The following is a 14,940-nucleotide window of genomic DNA, read 5'->3' on the forward strand; positions in this document are numbered from 1 at the left end:
GTTTGCCGCCTTTGTTTTAAGCAATTAATGGCTTTTTGCTGTTTTTTTCCGCAGTTGATACAATGCGTCGAAAATGCCCTTGCGAAGGTGATTCGCTTTGGTTAGTATTCACACCCGCTTCAGTGGGAAACAAAAATCCTGCTAATTGGTCGAAGCATTGGTATGCGGCAAATCCGCAAGGAACAGGTTGATTATGTACGAAGCTCTTTTAGTTGTTTTCCTTATTGTAGCCATCGCTCTCGTAGCGCTGATTATGCTGCAGCAAGGTAAAGGCGCTGATATGGGAGCCTCCTTCGGAGCAGGCGCTTCCGGTACGCTGTTTGGTTCAAGTGGTTCTGCGAACTTCATGACCCGCACTACGGCGATTCTGGCTACGCTGTTCTTCATCATCAGCCTGGTGCTTGGCAATATCAACAGCAACAAGACCAGCAAAGGAAGCGAGTGGGAAAACCTGAGCGCGCCAGCGAAAACTGAGCAGACTCAGCCAGCTGCACCGGCTAAGCCAACCAGCGATATCCCGCACTAAGTATTCTGTACCGAGGTGGTGGAATTGGTAGACACGCTACCTTGAGGTGGTAGTGCCCTAACGGGCTTGTGGGTTCGAGTCCCATCCTCGGTACCAATATTCCAGAAGAAAGACGTCGAAAGACGTCTTTTTTTTCGTCTGTAGATTATGTGTTGTTTTTCGTAGGGCGGGTAAGCGCAGCGCCACCCGCCCTACGAAAGTTCAAATAAAAAAGGCGTCCCCAGGACGCCTTTCGCATGTTACATCAGCGATTACTTCTTATCGCTATTCTCCAGATTCTCAACCTGCGGCAGGCCGTTACCTGAATTCGCAGAGAGCAGGCCATTCTCAACATAGTTGAACAGCTTCTCACGGGTATCGGTGATGTCCAGATTACGCATGGTCAGCTGGCCAATACGATCGTCCGGTGAGAACACGGATTCACCTTTCTCCATGGTCAGACGCTCTGCTTTATAGGTCAGGTTGTCAGACACGGTGTTCAGGATGGAGTAGTCATTACCGCGACGCAGTTCCAGGGTCACTTCACCGGTGATTGCACTCGCCACCCAACGCTGCAGCGCATCACGCAGCATCAGCGCCTGCGGATCGAACCAGCGGCCCTGATACAGCAGTTTGCCCAACTGACGGCCATGAGAGTGATACTGCTCAATGGTGTCTTCGTTGTGAATGCCGGTCAGCAGACGCTCGTAAGCGATGTGCAGCAGCGCCATCCCCGGGGCTTCATAGATGCCACGGCTTTTCGCTTCGATGATACGGTTTTCAATCTGATCGCTCATGCCCAGACCATGACGACCGCCGATGCGGTTTGCTTCCAGCATCAGCTCCACATCGTCAGAGAAGGTTTTGCCGTTCAGCGCAACCGGATGACCGCGTTCGAAACGTACGGTCACTTCTTCTGCCGGGATCTTCACGTTATCGTCCCAGAACTTCACGCCCATGATCGGGTTAACGATCTTCACGCTGGAGTTCAGGAATTCCAGGTCTTTCGCTTCGTGCGTCGCACCCAGCATGTTGGAGTCGGTGGAGTAGGCTTTCTCGACGGACATCTTATAGTCAAAACCGCAGGCGATCATAAACTCGGACATCTCATGACGACCACCCAGCTCGTCGATGAAGTCGGTATCCAGCCACGGTTTGTAAATCTGCAGTTCGGCGTTGGTCAGCAGGCCATAACGATAGAAACGTTCGATATCGTTTCCTTTATAGGTACTGCCGTCACCCCAGATGTTAACGCCGTCTTCTTTCATGGCGGCAACCAGCATGGTGCCGGTCACCGCACGGCCCAGCGGAGTGGTGTTGAAATAGGTCAGGCCGCCGGTGGTGTTATGGAATGCACCACACTGAATCGCCGCGATACCTTCCGCGACCAGTTGCTTACGGCAGTCAATCAGGCGCGCGTTCTCTGCACCATACTCTTTCGCGCGACGAGGAATAGCATCATAATCGTCCTCATCCGGCTGACCCAGGTTCGCAGTATAGGCATACGGAACCGCTCCCTTCTGGCGCATCCACAGCAGTGCAGCACTGGTATCCAGGCCACCTGAGAAAGCGATGCCAATACGTTGTCCTACCGGAAGATGCTTGAGAATCGTCGTCATAGAATAAAACCCTGCTTGATTGACTGATTAGAGACCACTTTCGCTCTCTTGTGCATTTTTATGCAAAATAAGTGAGTATTCATTTAATCATCTTTTGGCGAAGACCGGAAGAGACTCGTGCGTTTTTTGTAAAAATTTTGGTCTGATCGATCTGGCGGAAGTCGCCTTGACAGGTGGGGTCAACTATCAATATACTAAACGCCGATTTTACGTCCCGTCTTCGGTACCAAATCCCAGCATTATTTGCAAATTCTGTCCAAAACGCGTAGAATTTGCCACGTTTCAGGCGCGGGGTGGAGCAGCCTGGTAGCTCGTCGGGCTCATAACCCGAAGGTCGTCGGTTCAAATCCGGCCCCCGCAACCACTTTCCCATAAAGTTCTTTTTCAAATATACTGTGAAGACTTAGAGCCTTCGTAGCTGGATTTGAAAAAATTCTTTAGGAAAGTGCTCCAGGCCACAGTTGTGGCTATAGGGTTCAGTTATCTAAAGCCCCGATTTATCGGGGTTTTTTGTTATCTGACTACAGAATAACTGGGCTTTACGCCCTTTTTTTATGTCTTGGGGGTGGGCTTGTCCACATTAGAGCAAAAATTAACAGAGATGATTACTGCACCGGTCGAAGCACTGGGCTACGAACTGGTCGGCATCGAATTCGTTCGCGGCCGTACATCGACGCTGCGCATCTATATTGATAGTGAAGATGGCATCAATGTTGATGATTGTGCTGATGTCAGCCACCAGGTGAGTGCGGTTCTTGATGTTGAAGACCCAATTACCGTTGCGTACAACCTGGAAGTTTCCTCACCTGGCCTCGATCGCCCGATGTTCACGGCCGAGCACTATGTGCGCTTTACCGGTGAAGAAGTGGCTCTCGTTCTGCGTATGGCCGTACAGAACCGCCGTAAATGGCAGGGAATTATCAAAGCCGTTGATGGTGAAATGATCACGGTAACAGTCGAAGGCAAAGATGAAGTGTTCGCGCTGAGTAATATCCAGAAGGCGAACCTGGTTCCCCACTTTTAACAGTCTGGATTGAGGTGAAAAGCCCGCGATGAACAAAGAAATTTTGGCTGTTGTTGAAGCCGTCTCCAACGAGAAATCACTGCCGCGTGAGAAGATTTTTGAAGCGCTGGAAAGTGCACTGGCTACAGCAACCAAGAAAAAATACGAACAAGAGATCGATGTTCGCGTAGAAATCGATCGTAAAAGCGGTGACTTCGATACATTCCGTCGTTGGGTAATCGTTGAAGAAGTGACCCAGCCGACCAAAGAGATCACGCTGGAAGCCGCCCGTTTTGAAGACGAAAGTCTGAACGTGGGTGACTACGTTGAAGATCAGATTGAATCTGTGACCTTCGACCGTATCACCACCCAGACCGCTAAACAGGTTATCGTGCAGAAAGTGCGCGAAGCCGAGCGCGCGCTGGTTGTCGATCAGTTCCGCGATCAGGAAGGCGAAATCATCACCGGCGTGGTGAAGAAAGTGAACCGCGACAACATCTCCCTGGAGATCAAATCCGAAGGGTTGCCGGGTAACGCTGAAGCCGTGATCCTGCGTGAAGATATGCTGCCGCGTGAAAACTTCCGCCCAGGCGACCGTATTCGCGGTGTACTGTACGCCGTTCGCCCTGAAGCGCGTGGTGCACAGCTCTTCGTGACCCGTTCTAAACCAGAAATGCTGGTAGAACTGTTCCGTATCGAAGTACCGGAAATCGGTGAAGAAGTTATTGAGATTAAAGCGGCGGCTCGCGATCCGGGCTCCCGTGCGAAAATTGCGGTGAAAACCAACGACAAGCGTATCGACCCGGTCGGTGCTTGCGTCGGTATGCGCGGTGCGCGTGTCCAGGCAGTCTCTACTGAGCTGGGCGGCGAACGTATTGATATCGTTCTGTGGGATGACAACCCGGCGCAGTTCGTGATCAACGCAATGGCTCCGGCTGATGTGGCGTCTATCGTTGTTGACGAAGACAAACACACCATGGATATCGCTGTTGAAGCGGGCAACCTGGCGCAGGCAATCGGCCGTAACGGTCAGAACGTACGCCTGGCGTCACAGCTGAGCGGCTGGGAACTCAACGTCATGACCGTTGATGACCTGCAGGCTAAGCATCAGGCTGAAGCCCATGCGGCGATCGATACCTTCACCAAATACCTCGATATTGACGAAGACTTCGCCACTGTTCTGGTTGAAGAAGGTTTCTCTACGCTGGAAGAACTGGCCTATGTGCCAATGAAAGAGCTGCTGGAAATTGACGGTCTGGATGAACCAACCGTTGAAGCCCTGCGTGAACGCGCTAAAAACGCACTGACCACCCTGGCACTGGCTCAGGAAGAAAGCCTTGGCGATAAGAAGCCGGCTGATGACCTGCTGAATCTGGAAGGTCTTGATCGTGCGATTGCGTTCAAGCTGGCTGCCCGTGGTGTTTGTACGCTGGAAGATCTCGCTGAGCAAGGCGTTGATGACCTGGCTGATATCGAAGGTTTAACCGACGAGAAAGCCGGCGAGCTCATCATGGCCGCACGTAATATTTGCTGGTTCGGCGACGAAGCGTAATAAACTGTAGCAGGAAGGAACAGCATGACTGATGTAACTGTAAAATCGCTGGCTGCTGAGATTCAGACCTCCGTGGACCGCCTGGTACAGCAATTTGCTGATGCAGGGATCCCGAAGTCCGCTGATGACTCGGTGACCGCGCAAGAAAAACAAACCTTGTTAACGCACCTGAACCGTGAACACGGCTCTACGCCTGACAAGTTAACGCTGCAGCGCAAAACGCGCAGCACGTTAAACATCCCTGGTACCGGTGGCAAAAGCAAATCGGTACAAATTGAAGTCCGCAAGACGCGCACCTTTGTAAAACGTGATCCGCAAGAGGCAGAACGCCTTGCCGCGGAAGAGCAGGCACAGCGTGAAGCGGAAGAACAAGCTCAGCGTGAGGCGGAAGCAGCCGCCAAACGTGAAGCAGAATTAAAAGCTGAACGTGAGGCCGCAGAAAAAGCGAAACGCGACGCAAGTGATAAAGTGAAGCGTGACGCTGCGGAAAAAGACAAAGTGAGCAATCAACAGACAGACGAAATGACCAAAACCGCCCAGGCTGAAAAAGCCCGCCGTGAAAATGAAGCTGCCGAGCTGAAGCGTAAAGCGGAAGAAGAAGCCCGCCGTAAGCTGGAAGAAGAAGCTCGCCGCGTCGCCGAAGAAGCGCGTCGTATGGCTGAAGAAAATGAGAAGAACGGTGTTGATACCGCTGAGCAGTCTGAAGACACCAGCGACTATCACGTGACCACTTCTCAGCACGCACGTCAGGCTGAAGATGATAACGACCGTGAAGTAGAAGGCGGCCGTGGCCGTGGTCGTAATGCAAAAGCAGCGCGTCCGGCGAAAAAAGGTAACAAGCACGCGGAATCCAAAGCTGACCGTGAAGAAGCCCGCGCGGCTGTTCGCGGTGGTAAAGGCGGAAAGCGTAAAGGTTCCGCTCTGCAGCAGGGCTTCCAGAAGCCGGCTCAGGCCGTTAACCGTGACGTTGTGATCGGCGAAACCATTACCGTTGGCGAACTGGCGAACAAGATGGCGGTTAAAGGCTCTCAGGTCATCAAAGCAATGATGAAGCTGGGCGCGATGGCAACCATCAACCAGGTGATCGATCAGGAAACTGCGCAACTGGTTGCGGAAGAGATGGGCCACAAAGTTATCCTGCGTCGTGAAAACGAGCTGGAAGAAGCAGTAATGAGCGACCGTGACACAGGTGCTGCGGCAGAACCGCGCGCACCGGTAGTGACCATCATGGGTCACGTTGACCACGGTAAGACCTCTCTGCTTGACTACATTCGCTCTACCAAGGTTGCCTCTGGCGAAGCGGGTGGTATTACCCAGCACATCGGTGCATACCACGTAGAAACTGACAACGGTATGATCACCTTCCTGGATACCCCGGGCCACGCCGCGTTTACCTCTATGCGTGCTCGTGGTGCTCAGGCGACGGATATCGTTGTTCTGGTTGTTGCGGCGGACGACGGCGTCATGCCGCAGACCATCGAAGCTATCCAGCACGCGAAAGCTGCCGGTGTGCCGGTTGTGGTTGCCGTGAACAAGATCGATAAGCCAGAAGCGGATCCCGATCGTGTTAAAAACGAACTTTCCCAGTACGGTATCCTGCCGGAAGAGTGGGGCGGCGAAAGCCAGTTCGTACACGTGTCTGCGAAAGCGGGTACCGGTATCGACGAACTGCTGGACGCGATCCTGCTGCAGGCCGAAGTTCTGGAGCTGAAAGCCATCCGTAACGGTATGGCGAGCGGTGCGGTTATCGAATCCTTCCTGGATAAAGGACGTGGCCCGGTTGCTACCGTTCTGGTTCGTGAAGGTACGCTGCATAAAGGCGATATCGTTCTGTGCGGTTTCGAATACGGTCGCGTTCGTGCGATGCGTAACGAACTGGGTCAGGAAGTGCTGGAAGCGGGTCCGTCCATTCCAGTGGAAATCCTGGGTCTGTCCGGTGTTCCGGCTGCCGGTGACGAAGTGACCGTTGTGCGTGACGAGAAGAAAGCGCGTGAAGTGGCACTGTATCGTCAGGGCAAATTCCGTGAAGTTAAACTGGCTCGTCAGCAGAAATCTAAACTCGAGAACATGTTTGCCAACATGACCGAGGGCGAAGTTCACGAAGTGAACATTGTGCTGAAAGCCGACGTTCAGGGCTCTGTGGAAGCGATCTCCGACTCCTTACTGAAACTGTCTACCGACGAAGTGAAAGTGAAGATCATCGGTTCTGGCGTAGGTGGTATCACCGAAACCGACGCAACCCTGGCTGCTGCGTCCAACGCTATCCTGGTTGGCTTCAACGTTCGTGCGGATGCGTCTGCGCGTAAAGTGATTGAATCCGAAAGTCTGGATCTGCGTTACTACTCCGTCATCTATAACCTGATCGACGAAGTGAAAGCAGCGATGAGCGGCATGCTGTCTCCTGAGCTGAAACAGCAGATCATCGGTCTGGCTGAAGTACGTGACGTGTTCAAATCACCGAAATTCGGTGCGATCGCGGGCTGTATGGTTACCGAAGGTAACATCAAGCGTCACAACCCAATCCGCGTACTGCGTGACAACGTGGTTATCTACGAAGGCGAGCTGGAATCCCTGCGCCGCTTCAAAGATGACGTTAACGAAGTCCGTAACGGCATGGAATGTGGTATCGGCGTGAAGAACTACAACGACGTTCGCGTTGGCGATATGATCGAAGTGTTCGAGATCATCGAAATTCAGCGTACCATCGCTTAATCTTCGTCGGCTTTTGGGCCGCCACTGCGTTGGCTGCGCTCGTTCACCCCGGTCACATAGTTATCTATGCTCCCGGGGATTCACGAGCTTGCCGCCTTGTTGCAACCCAAAATCGTTAGAAGATTAACTAGCGTAGGCCGGGTAAGCGAAGCGCCACCCGGCAATAATTTTAAAAGGGGCTTTTAGCCCCTTTTTTGTCTGGAGAATTTATTATGGCGAAAGAATTTGGTCGCCCTCAGCGCGTAGCGCAGGAAATGCAGAAAGAGATCGCACTCATTCTGCAACGTGAAATTAAAGACCCACGCGTCGGCATGATGACCACCGTTTCCGGTGTGGAAATGTCCCGTGACCTGGCCTATGCCAAAGTGTTCGTCACCTTCCTGAACGATCAGGACGAAGCCGCAGTGAAAAACGGCATCAAAGCGCTGCAGGAAGCGTCTGGTTTCATCCGCTCTCTGCTCGGTAAGGCGATGCGCCTGCGTATCGTGCCTGAACTGACCTTCTTCTACGACAACTCGCTGGTCGAAGGTATGCGTATGTCCAACCTGGTGACCAGCGTGGTTAAACATGACGATGAGCGTCGTGTTAACCCGGCGGACGACAGCAAGGAGGACTGATGAGTCGTCCTCGTCGTCGTGGTCGCGACGTGCATGGTGTGCTGCTGCTGGATAAACCCCAGGGCGCTTCCAGCAACGACGTGCTGCAGAAAGTTAAGCGTATTTATAACGCCAATCGAGCGGGCCACACCGGCGCGCTCGACCCGCTGGCAACCGGCATGCTGCCGGTCTGTCTGGGAGAGGCGACAAAGTTTTCCCAGTACCTGCTCGACTCCGATAAGCGTTACCGCGTTATCGCTAAGCTGGGTCAGCGCACGGATACCTCCGACGCGGATGGCCAGGTCGTGGAGGAGCGTCCGGTGACGTTCAGTGCAGAGCAGCTTGATGCGGCGCTGGAAAGCTTCCGTGGCGACACGATGCAGGTTCCGTCGATGTATTCGGCGCTGAAATATCAGGGCAAGAAGCTCTACGAATATGCGCGCCAGGGCATTGAGGTCCCGCGTGAAGCCCGTCCGATAACCGTGTATGAGCTGCTCTTTATTCGCCACGAAGGCGATGAGCTGGAGCTGGAAGTGCACTGTTCGAAAGGGACCTATATTCGCACCATCATCGACGATCTCGGTGAAAAGCTGGGCTGCGGCGCGCATGTGATTTACCTGCGTCGTCTGGCGGTGAGCAAGTACCCGGTGGAGCGGATGGTGACCCTGGAACAGCTGCGCGAACTGGTTGAACAGGCTGAAGCGCAGGGGATCGCGCCGGCAGATTTGCTGGATCCATTGCTGATGCCGATGGACAGTCCGGCTGCGGACTTCCCGGTTGTTAATCTTCCTTTAACATCGTCCGTTTACTTTAAGAACGGCAACCCGGTTCGTACGTCAGAAGCGCCGCTGGAAGGCCTGGTACGCGTGACTGAAGGTGACGAAGGGAAATTCATCGGCATGGGCGAAATGGATGGCGAAGGGCGTGTTGCGCCGCGTCGTCTGGTCGTCGAATATCCGGTCGACGCCTGACGGTGATAACGGCTCACCTTGCGATAAGCAGGGGAGACGAGTAGAATATCGCCGCTTAACGCCTGGTAAATTGTTTAACAATCTGCGGGGCGTACATGGGATTGCTGAATTAGAGATCGGCATCCTTACATTCTTTATACTTTGGAGTTTGAAAATGTCTCTAAGCGTTGAAGCTAAAGCTAAAATCGTTTCTGAGTTTGGTCGTGGTACTAACGACAGCGGTTCTACCGAAGTTCAGGTTGCACTGCTGACTGCACAGATTAACCACCTGCAGGGTCACTTTGCAGAGCACAAAAAAGATCACCACAGCCGTCGTGGTCTGCTGCGTATGGTTTCTCAGCGTCGTAAACTGCTCGACTACCTGAAACGTAAAGATGTTGCACGCTACACCGCGCTGATCGAGCGTCTGGGTCTGCGTCGCTAAGTCTTGCGAGTTTCAGAAAAGGGGGCCTGATGGCCCCTTTTTTCAAGCAGACGGCAGCAATTCACTGGAAACTATTGTATTGTTGCTATAAATGATCTTCATTGCAGAGGTTCGCGCGGCTAATGAGAGGCTTCACCCAGGGGGGTGTTGGTTGTCATTAGTCGCGAGGATGCGAAGAAGGTCGGGTCAAATCGACAGCACACCGGTGGTGTGCTGTCAAACATTTAAGAAAGGACAGAACTTTGCTGAATCCGATCGTTCGTAAATTCCAGTATGGTCAACATACCGTCACGCTGGAAACCGGCATGATGGCACGTCAGGCTACTGCTGCCGTTATGGTAAGCATGGATGACACCGCGGTATTCGTTACCGTTGTTGGCCAGAAAAAAGCTAAACCAGGTCAGGACTTCTTCCCGCTGACCGTTAACTACCAGGAGCGTACCTACGCTGCCGGTAAAATCCCGGGTGGCTTCTTCCGTCGTGAAGGCCGTCCAAGCGAAGGCGAAACCCTGATCGCGCGTCTGATTGACCGCCCGGTTCGTCCGCTGTTCCCGGAAGGCTTCGTTAACGAAGTACAGGTTATCGCGACCGTTGTTTCCGTTAACCCACAGGTTAACCCGGACATCGTGGCGATGATCGGTGCGTCCGCTGCCCTGTCACTGTCTGGTATTCCATTCAATGGCCCAATCGGTGCCGCGCGCGTCGGTTACATCAACGACCAGTACGTACTGAACCCAACTCAGGAAGAGCTGAAAGAAAGTAAGCTGGACCTGGTGGTTGCGGGTACTGAAGCCGCTGTGCTGATGGTTGAATCCGAAGCTGAACTGCTGAGCGAAGACCAGATGCTGGGTGCTGTGGTCTTCGGCCATGACCAGCAGCAGGTTGTTATCCAGAACATCAACGATCTGGTGAAAGAAGCCGGTAAACCACGTTGGGACTGGCAGCCAGAAGCAGCAAACGACGCGCTGAATGCACGCGTTGCAGCTCTGGCAGAATCTCGTCTGAGCGATGCGTACCGCATCACTGACAAACAGGAGCGTTACGCTCAGGTTGATGTGATCAAATCTGAAGTAACCGCGACCCTGGTTGCCGAAGACGAAACGCTGGACGCTAACGAAATTGGCGAAATCCTGCACGCCATTGAGAAAAACGTTGTTCGTAGCCGCGTTCTGGCTGGCGAGCCGCGTATCGATGGCCGTGAAAAAGACATGATCCGTGGTCTGGATGTGCGTACTGGCGTGCTGCCACGTACTCACGGTTCCGCGCTGTTCACCCGTGGCGAAACGCAGGCGCTGGTTACCGCGACCTTGGGTACGGCACGTGACGCACAGATCATCGACGAACTGATGGGCGAGCGCACTGACAGCTTCCTGTTCCACTACAACTTCCCTCCGTACTCCGTAGGTGAAACCGGTATGGTTGGCTCGCCGAAGCGTCGTGAAATTGGTCACGGTCGTCTGGCGAAGCGCGGCGTGCTGGCAGTGATGCCAGAAGCAGACAAATTCCCGTACACCGTACGTGTGGTGTCTGAAATCACCGAATCTAACGGTTCTTCTTCCATGGCTTCCGTGTGCGGTGCCTCTCTGGCGCTTATGGATGCAGGCGTGCCAATCAAAGCCGCCGTTGCGGGTATCGCAATGGGCCTGGTGAAAGAAGGCGACAACTATGTTGTTCTGTCTGACATTCTGGGCGACGAAGACCACCTGGGCGATATGGACTTCAAAGTGGCGGGTTCCCGCGACGGTATCTCTGCGCTGCAGATGGATATCAAAATTGAAGGTATCACCAAAGAGATCATGCAGGTTGCTCTGAACCAGGCTAAAGGTGCGCGTCTGCACATCCTGGGCGTGATGGAACAGGCTATCAACGCGCCACGCGGTGATATCTCTGAATTCGCACCGCGTATTCACACCATCAAGATCAATCCAGACAAGATCAAAGATGTTATCGGTAAGGGCGGTTCCGTAATCCGTGCGCTGACCGAAGAGACTGGCACCACCATCGAAATCGAAGATGACGGTACTGTGAAGATCGCAGCAACCGACGGCGAGAAAGCGAAATTCGCGATCCGTCGCATCGAAGAAATCACTGCAGAAATCGAAGTGGGCCGCGTCTATGCAGGTAAAGTGACCCGTATCGTTGACTTTGGCGCGTTCGTTGCCATCGGTGGCGGTAAAGAAGGTCTGGTTCACATCTCTCAGATCGCTGACAAGCGCGTTGAGAAAGTGACCGATTACCTGCAGATGGGTCAGGAAGTACCGGTTAAAGTTCTGGAAGTTGATCGCCAGGGCCGTATCCGTCTGAGCATTAAAGAAGCAACCGAGCAGTCTCAGCCAGCTGCTGCGCCAGAAGCACAGGCCGCAGAACAGCAAGGCGAGTAAGTTGCCATTTGCCCTCCGCTTTGCGGAGGGCCTATTATCAGGCAGGACGCCTTGTTAAGCCGCCGGGGGACAGGACGTTCATCCAATAGTTGTCTTCGGGAGTGGGAAATGAAGCCTTTTTTGCGCTGGTGTTTCGTTGCGACAGCTTTAACGCTGGCAGGATGCAGCAACTCTGCCTGGCGTAAGAGCGAAGTCCTCGCAGTGCCATTGCAACCGACTTTGCAGCAGGAAGTGATCCTGGCACGCATGGAACAAATACTTGCCAGTCGGGCTTTAACCGATGACGAACGCGCACAGCTTTTATATGAGCGCGGAGTGTTGTATGATAGTCTCGGTCTGAGGGCATTGGCGCGAAATGATTTTTCACAAGCGCTGGCTATCCGACCTGATATGCCTGAAGTATTCAATTACTTAGGCATTTATTTAACGCAGGCAGGCAATTTTGATGCTGCCTATGAAGCGTTTGATTCTGTACTTGAGCTTGATCCAACTTACAACTACGCGCACTTGAATCGCGGTATCGCATTGTATTACGGCGGTCGTGACAAGTTAGCGCAAGATGATCTGCTGGCGTTTTATCAAGACGATCCTAATGATCCTTTCCGTAGCCTGTGGCTTTACATCGTTGAGCGGAAGCTCGATGAGAAGCAGGCAAAAGAGGCACTGAAACAGCGCTTCGATAAATCGGACAAGGAACAGTGGGGATGGAACATTGTCGAGTTCTACCTGGGCAACATTAGCGAAGCAACGCTGATGGAACGCCTCAAGGCGGACGCAACGGATAACACCTCGCTCGCTGAGCATCTCAGTGAAACCAACTTCTATTTAGGTAAGTACTACCTAAGTCTGGGGGATAAGGACAGCGCTACGGCACTGTTCAAATTAGCGGTTGCTAACAACGTACACAACTTCGTTGAGCACCGTTATGCATTGTTGGAATTATCGCTCTTGGGCCAGGAGCAAGACGACCTGGCAGAATCGGACCAGCAATAGCTGACGACATAAACATCAGCCCGTAATCTTTTGATTGCCATCACCTTAACTGGTGAGGGCGTTGTTGTTCGTCAATACACCTACTTTGAGCCGGTTCACACTTTTCAATGAAAATTGCTAATCATTTTCACGATGAGCTAAGTAGACTGGCCGCCATTGACATTGAGGCACTCGTACTACATGGCTGAATTCGAAACCACTTTTGCAGATCTGGGCCTGAAGGCTCCTATCCTTGAAGCCCTTAACGATCTGGGTTACGAAAAACCATCTCCGATCCAGGCTGAGTGTATCCCACACCTGCTTTCTGGTCGTGACGTGCTGGGCATGGCCCAGACTGGTAGCGGTAAAACTGCAGCGTTCTCGCTGCCGCTGCTGAACAACATTGATCCGGACCTGCGTGCACCGCAGATCCTCGTTCTGGCTCCAACCCGTGAACTGGCTGTTCAGGTTGCAGAAGCCATGACGGAATTCTCTAAACATATGCGCGGCGTAAACGTGGTTGCCCTGTACGGCGGCCAGCGTTATGACGTGCAGTTACGCGCCCTGCGCCAGGGCCCACAGATTGTTGTCGGTACGCCGGGCCGTCTGCTGGATCACCTGAAGCGCGGTACCCTGGATCTCTCTAAACTGAGCGGTCTGGTACTGGATGAAGCAGATGAAATGCTGCGTATGGGCTTCATCGAAGACGTTGAAACCATCATGGCGCAGATCCCGGACGGTCATCAGACCGCGCTGTTCTCTGCAACCATGCCGGAAGCTATCCGTCGCATTACCCGCCGCTTCATGAAAGAGCCGCAGGAAGTGCGTATTCAGTCCAGCGTAACCACTCGCCCGGACATCAGCCAGAGCTACTGGTCTGTGTACGGCATGCGTAAAAACGAAGCGCTGGTACGTTTCCTGGAAGCGGAAGATTTTGATGCGGCGATTATCTTCGTTCGTACCAAAAACGCGACCCTGGAAGTGGCTGAAGCCCTGGAGCGTAGCGGCTATAACAGCGCAGCGCTGAACGGTGACATGAACCAGGCCCTGCGTGAGCAGACTCTGGAGCGTCTGAAAGACGGTCGTCTGGATATCCTGATTGCAACCGACGTGGCAGCACGTGGTCTGGACGTTGAGCGTATCAGCCTGGTTGTTAACTACGACATCCCGATGGATTCCGAGTCTTACGTTCACCGTATCGGCCGTACCGGTCGTGCGGGTCGTGCTGGCCGTGCGCTGCTGTTCGTTGAGAACCGCGAGCGTCGTCTGCTGCGCAACATCGAACGTACCATGAAGCTGACTATTCCAGAAGCGGACCTGCCAAACGCAGAGCTGCTGGGCAAACGCCGTCTGGAAAAATTCGCCGCCAAAGTACAGCAGCAGCTGGAAAGCAGCGATCTGGATCAGTACCGTGCGCTGCTGTCGCAGATTCAGCCTGTTGCTGAAGGCGAAGAGCTGGATATGGAAACCCTGGCTGCAGCACTGCTGAAAATGGCTCAGGGCGAACGTAGCCTGATCGTGCCACCAGATGCGCCGATGCGTCCTAAGCGTGAATTCCGTGACCGTGACGATCGCTTCGAACGTCGTGGCGACCGTAACGATCGTGGCCCACGTGGTGACCGTCCAGAGCGTGGTGGTGAAGACCGTCCACGTCGTGAACGTCGCGACGCAGGTGACATGGAACTGTACCGCATTGAAGTGGGCCGTGATGATGGCGTTGAAGTTCGTCACATCGTTGGCGCGATCGCTAACGAAGGCGACATCAGCAGCCGTTACATCGGTAACATCAAGCTGTTCGCATCCCACTCTACCATCGAGCTGCCAAAAGGCATGCCGGGCGAAGTGCTGCAGCACTTTACGCGTACCCGCATCCTGAACAAGCCGATGAACATGCAGCTGCTGGGCGATGCACAGCCACGTCCTGACCGTGGCGGCGAACGTCGTGGCGGTGGTCGCGGTTTCGGCGGCGAGCGTCGTGAAGGCGGTCGCAGCGAAGGTCGCGGTGGTGAAGGTCGTCGTTTCTCCGGCGAGCGCCGCGAAAGCCGTGGCCCGCGTCGTGAAGAAGGCACCAGCCGCCGTCGTTTCGGTGACGCGTAAGCCTTACGCTTCTGACGTAAAGTAAAATATACAGCCCCGATACATGCTATCGGGGCTTTTTTTATTCCCTTTGTACTCTTGTACTGGTACAGTGCGTCACATTAAAAT

At 53.6% G+C, this 14,940-nt stretch carries 12 protein-coding genes and 2 tRNA genes; 13 read left to right on the forward strand and 1 reads right to left on the reverse strand.

Annotation, left to right across the window (positions count from 1 at the left end; genetic code table 11):
- The first annotated feature begins 193 nt into the window (after window positions 1-193).
- Both secG and CWR52_RS15150 read left to right on the forward strand, forming a co-directional pair.
- The gene (secG, locus tag CWR52_RS15145) at window positions 194-526 is read left to right on the forward strand and encodes a preprotein translocase subunit SecG (protein WP_023309338.1); all 333 of its coding nucleotides are present in this window, start codon (window positions 194-196) and stop codon (window positions 524-526) included.
- Window positions 527-535: 9 nt separating this feature from the next.
- Window positions 536-622 (forward strand) — tRNA-Leu (locus CWR52_RS15150).
- Window positions 623-777: 155 nt separating this feature from the next.
- Here CWR52_RS15150 and argG read toward each other — a convergent pair.
- Window positions 778-2,124, reverse strand: a complete 1,347-nt coding sequence (argG, locus tag CWR52_RS15155; protein ID WP_104950018.1) for an argininosuccinate synthase — start codon at window positions 2,122-2,124, stop codon at window positions 778-780.
- Between the two features lie 287 nt (window positions 2,125-2,411).
- Here argG and CWR52_RS15160 point away from each other — a divergent pair.
- From CWR52_RS15160 to CWR52_RS15210, 11 genes are all read left to right on the forward strand, one after another.
- A tRNA-Met gene (locus CWR52_RS15160) sits at window positions 2,412-2,488 on the forward strand.
- A gap of 207 nt (window positions 2,489-2,695) precedes the next feature.
- Window positions 2,696-3,148: a ribosome maturation factor RimP gene (rimP, locus tag CWR52_RS15165; RefSeq protein ID WP_014833432.1), complete on the forward strand. Its 453-nt coding sequence runs from the start codon at window positions 2,696-2,698 to the stop codon at window positions 3,146-3,148.
- A gap of 28 nt (window positions 3,149-3,176) precedes the next feature.
- The gene (gene nusA / locus CWR52_RS15170; protein ID WP_003861798.1) at window positions 3,177-4,679 is read left to right on the forward strand and encodes a transcription termination factor NusA; all 1,503 of its coding nucleotides are present in this window, start codon (window positions 3,177-3,179) and stop codon (window positions 4,677-4,679) included.
- A 24-nt stretch (window positions 4,680-4,703) separates the two neighbouring features.
- Window positions 4,704-7,391 carry a translation initiation factor IF-2 gene (gene infB / locus CWR52_RS15175; protein WP_045910098.1) on the forward strand — a complete coding sequence of 896 codons (2,688 nt, stop codon included), beginning with the start codon at window positions 4,704-4,706 and terminating at the stop codon, window positions 7,389-7,391.
- 212 nt (window positions 7,392-7,603) lie between these two features.
- A complete protein-coding gene (gene rbfA, locus CWR52_RS15180) occupies window positions 7,604-8,008 on the forward strand; it encodes a 30S ribosome-binding factor RbfA (RefSeq protein WP_003024988.1) in 405 nt (134 codons plus the stop codon).
- Window positions 8,008-8,958, forward strand: coding sequence for a tRNA pseudouridine(55) synthase TruB (gene truB, locus CWR52_RS15185; protein WP_104950019.1), 951 nt, complete (start codon window positions 8,008-8,010; stop codon window positions 8,956-8,958). Before rbfA ends, truB begins: the two co-directional genes overlap by 1 nt.
- Window positions 8,959-9,112: 154 nt before the next feature.
- Window positions 9,113-9,382 carry a 30S ribosomal protein S15 gene (rpsO, locus tag CWR52_RS15190; protein ID WP_003861789.1) on the forward strand — a complete coding sequence of 90 codons (270 nt, stop codon included), beginning with the start codon at window positions 9,113-9,115 and terminating at the stop codon, window positions 9,380-9,382.
- 242 nt (window positions 9,383-9,624) lie between these two features.
- Window positions 9,625-11,763 carry a polyribonucleotide nucleotidyltransferase gene (gene pnp / locus CWR52_RS15195; protein ID WP_008501475.1) on the forward strand — a complete coding sequence of 713 codons (2,139 nt, stop codon included), beginning with the start codon at window positions 9,625-9,627 and terminating at the stop codon, window positions 11,761-11,763.
- A 108-nt stretch (window positions 11,764-11,871) separates the two neighbouring features.
- Window positions 11,872-12,756, forward strand: a complete 885-nt coding sequence (gene nlpI, locus CWR52_RS15200) for a lipoprotein NlpI (RefSeq protein WP_008501476.1) — start codon at window positions 11,872-11,874, stop codon at window positions 12,754-12,756.
- 107 nt (window positions 12,757-12,863) lie between these two features.
- Window positions 12,864-12,944 carry a protein YrbN gene (gene yrbN / locus CWR52_RS23590; RefSeq protein ID WP_100122156.1) on the forward strand — a complete coding sequence of 27 codons (81 nt, stop codon included), beginning with the start codon at window positions 12,864-12,866 and terminating at the stop codon, window positions 12,942-12,944.
- A complete protein-coding gene (locus CWR52_RS15210; protein WP_048028855.1) occupies window positions 12,937-14,832 on the forward strand; it encodes a DEAD/DEAH family ATP-dependent RNA helicase in 1,896 nt (631 codons plus the stop codon). Before yrbN ends, CWR52_RS15210 begins: the two co-directional genes overlap by 8 nt.
- Window positions 14,833-14,940 lie beyond the last annotated feature (108 nt).

Source organism: Enterobacter sp. SGAir0187 (assembly GCF_002952735.2).
GTDB lineage: Bacteria > Pseudomonadota > Gammaproteobacteria > Enterobacterales > Enterobacteriaceae > Enterobacter > Enterobacter quasiroggenkampii.

Excerpts from the sequence above, each read along its gene's own strand:
- infB (WP_045910098.1), top strand. The coding sequence starts at position 4,704 with ATGACTGATGTAACTGTAAAATCGCTGGCTGCTGAGATTCAGACCTCC.
- rbfA (WP_003024988.1), top strand. The coding sequence starts at position 7,604 with ATGGCGAAAGAATTTGGTCGCCCTCAGCGCGTAGCGCAGGAAATGCAG.
- secG (WP_023309338.1), top strand. The coding sequence starts at position 194 with ATGTACGAAGCTCTTTTAGTTGTTTTCCTTATTGTAGCCATCGCTCTC.
- argG (WP_104950018.1), bottom strand. The coding sequence starts at position 2,124 with ATGACGACGATTCTCAAGCATCTTCCGGTAGGACAACGTATTGGCATC.
- CWR52_RS15210 (WP_048028855.1), top strand. The coding sequence starts at position 12,937 with ATGGCTGAATTCGAAACCACTTTTGCAGATCTGGGCCTGAAGGCTCCT.
- rpsO (WP_003861789.1), top strand. The coding sequence starts at position 9,113 with ATGTCTCTAAGCGTTGAAGCTAAAGCTAAAATCGTTTCTGAGTTTGGT.
- yrbN (WP_100122156.1), top strand. The coding sequence starts at position 12,864 with ATGAAAATTGCTAATCATTTTCACGATGAGCTAAGTAGACTGGCCGCC.
- nlpI (WP_008501476.1), top strand. The coding sequence starts at position 11,872 with ATGAAGCCTTTTTTGCGCTGGTGTTTCGTTGCGACAGCTTTAACGCTG.
- truB (WP_104950019.1), top strand. The coding sequence starts at position 8,008 with ATGAGTCGTCCTCGTCGTCGTGGTCGCGACGTGCATGGTGTGCTGCTG.
- nusA (WP_003861798.1), top strand. The coding sequence starts at position 3,177 with ATGAACAAAGAAATTTTGGCTGTTGTTGAAGCCGTCTCCAACGAGAAA.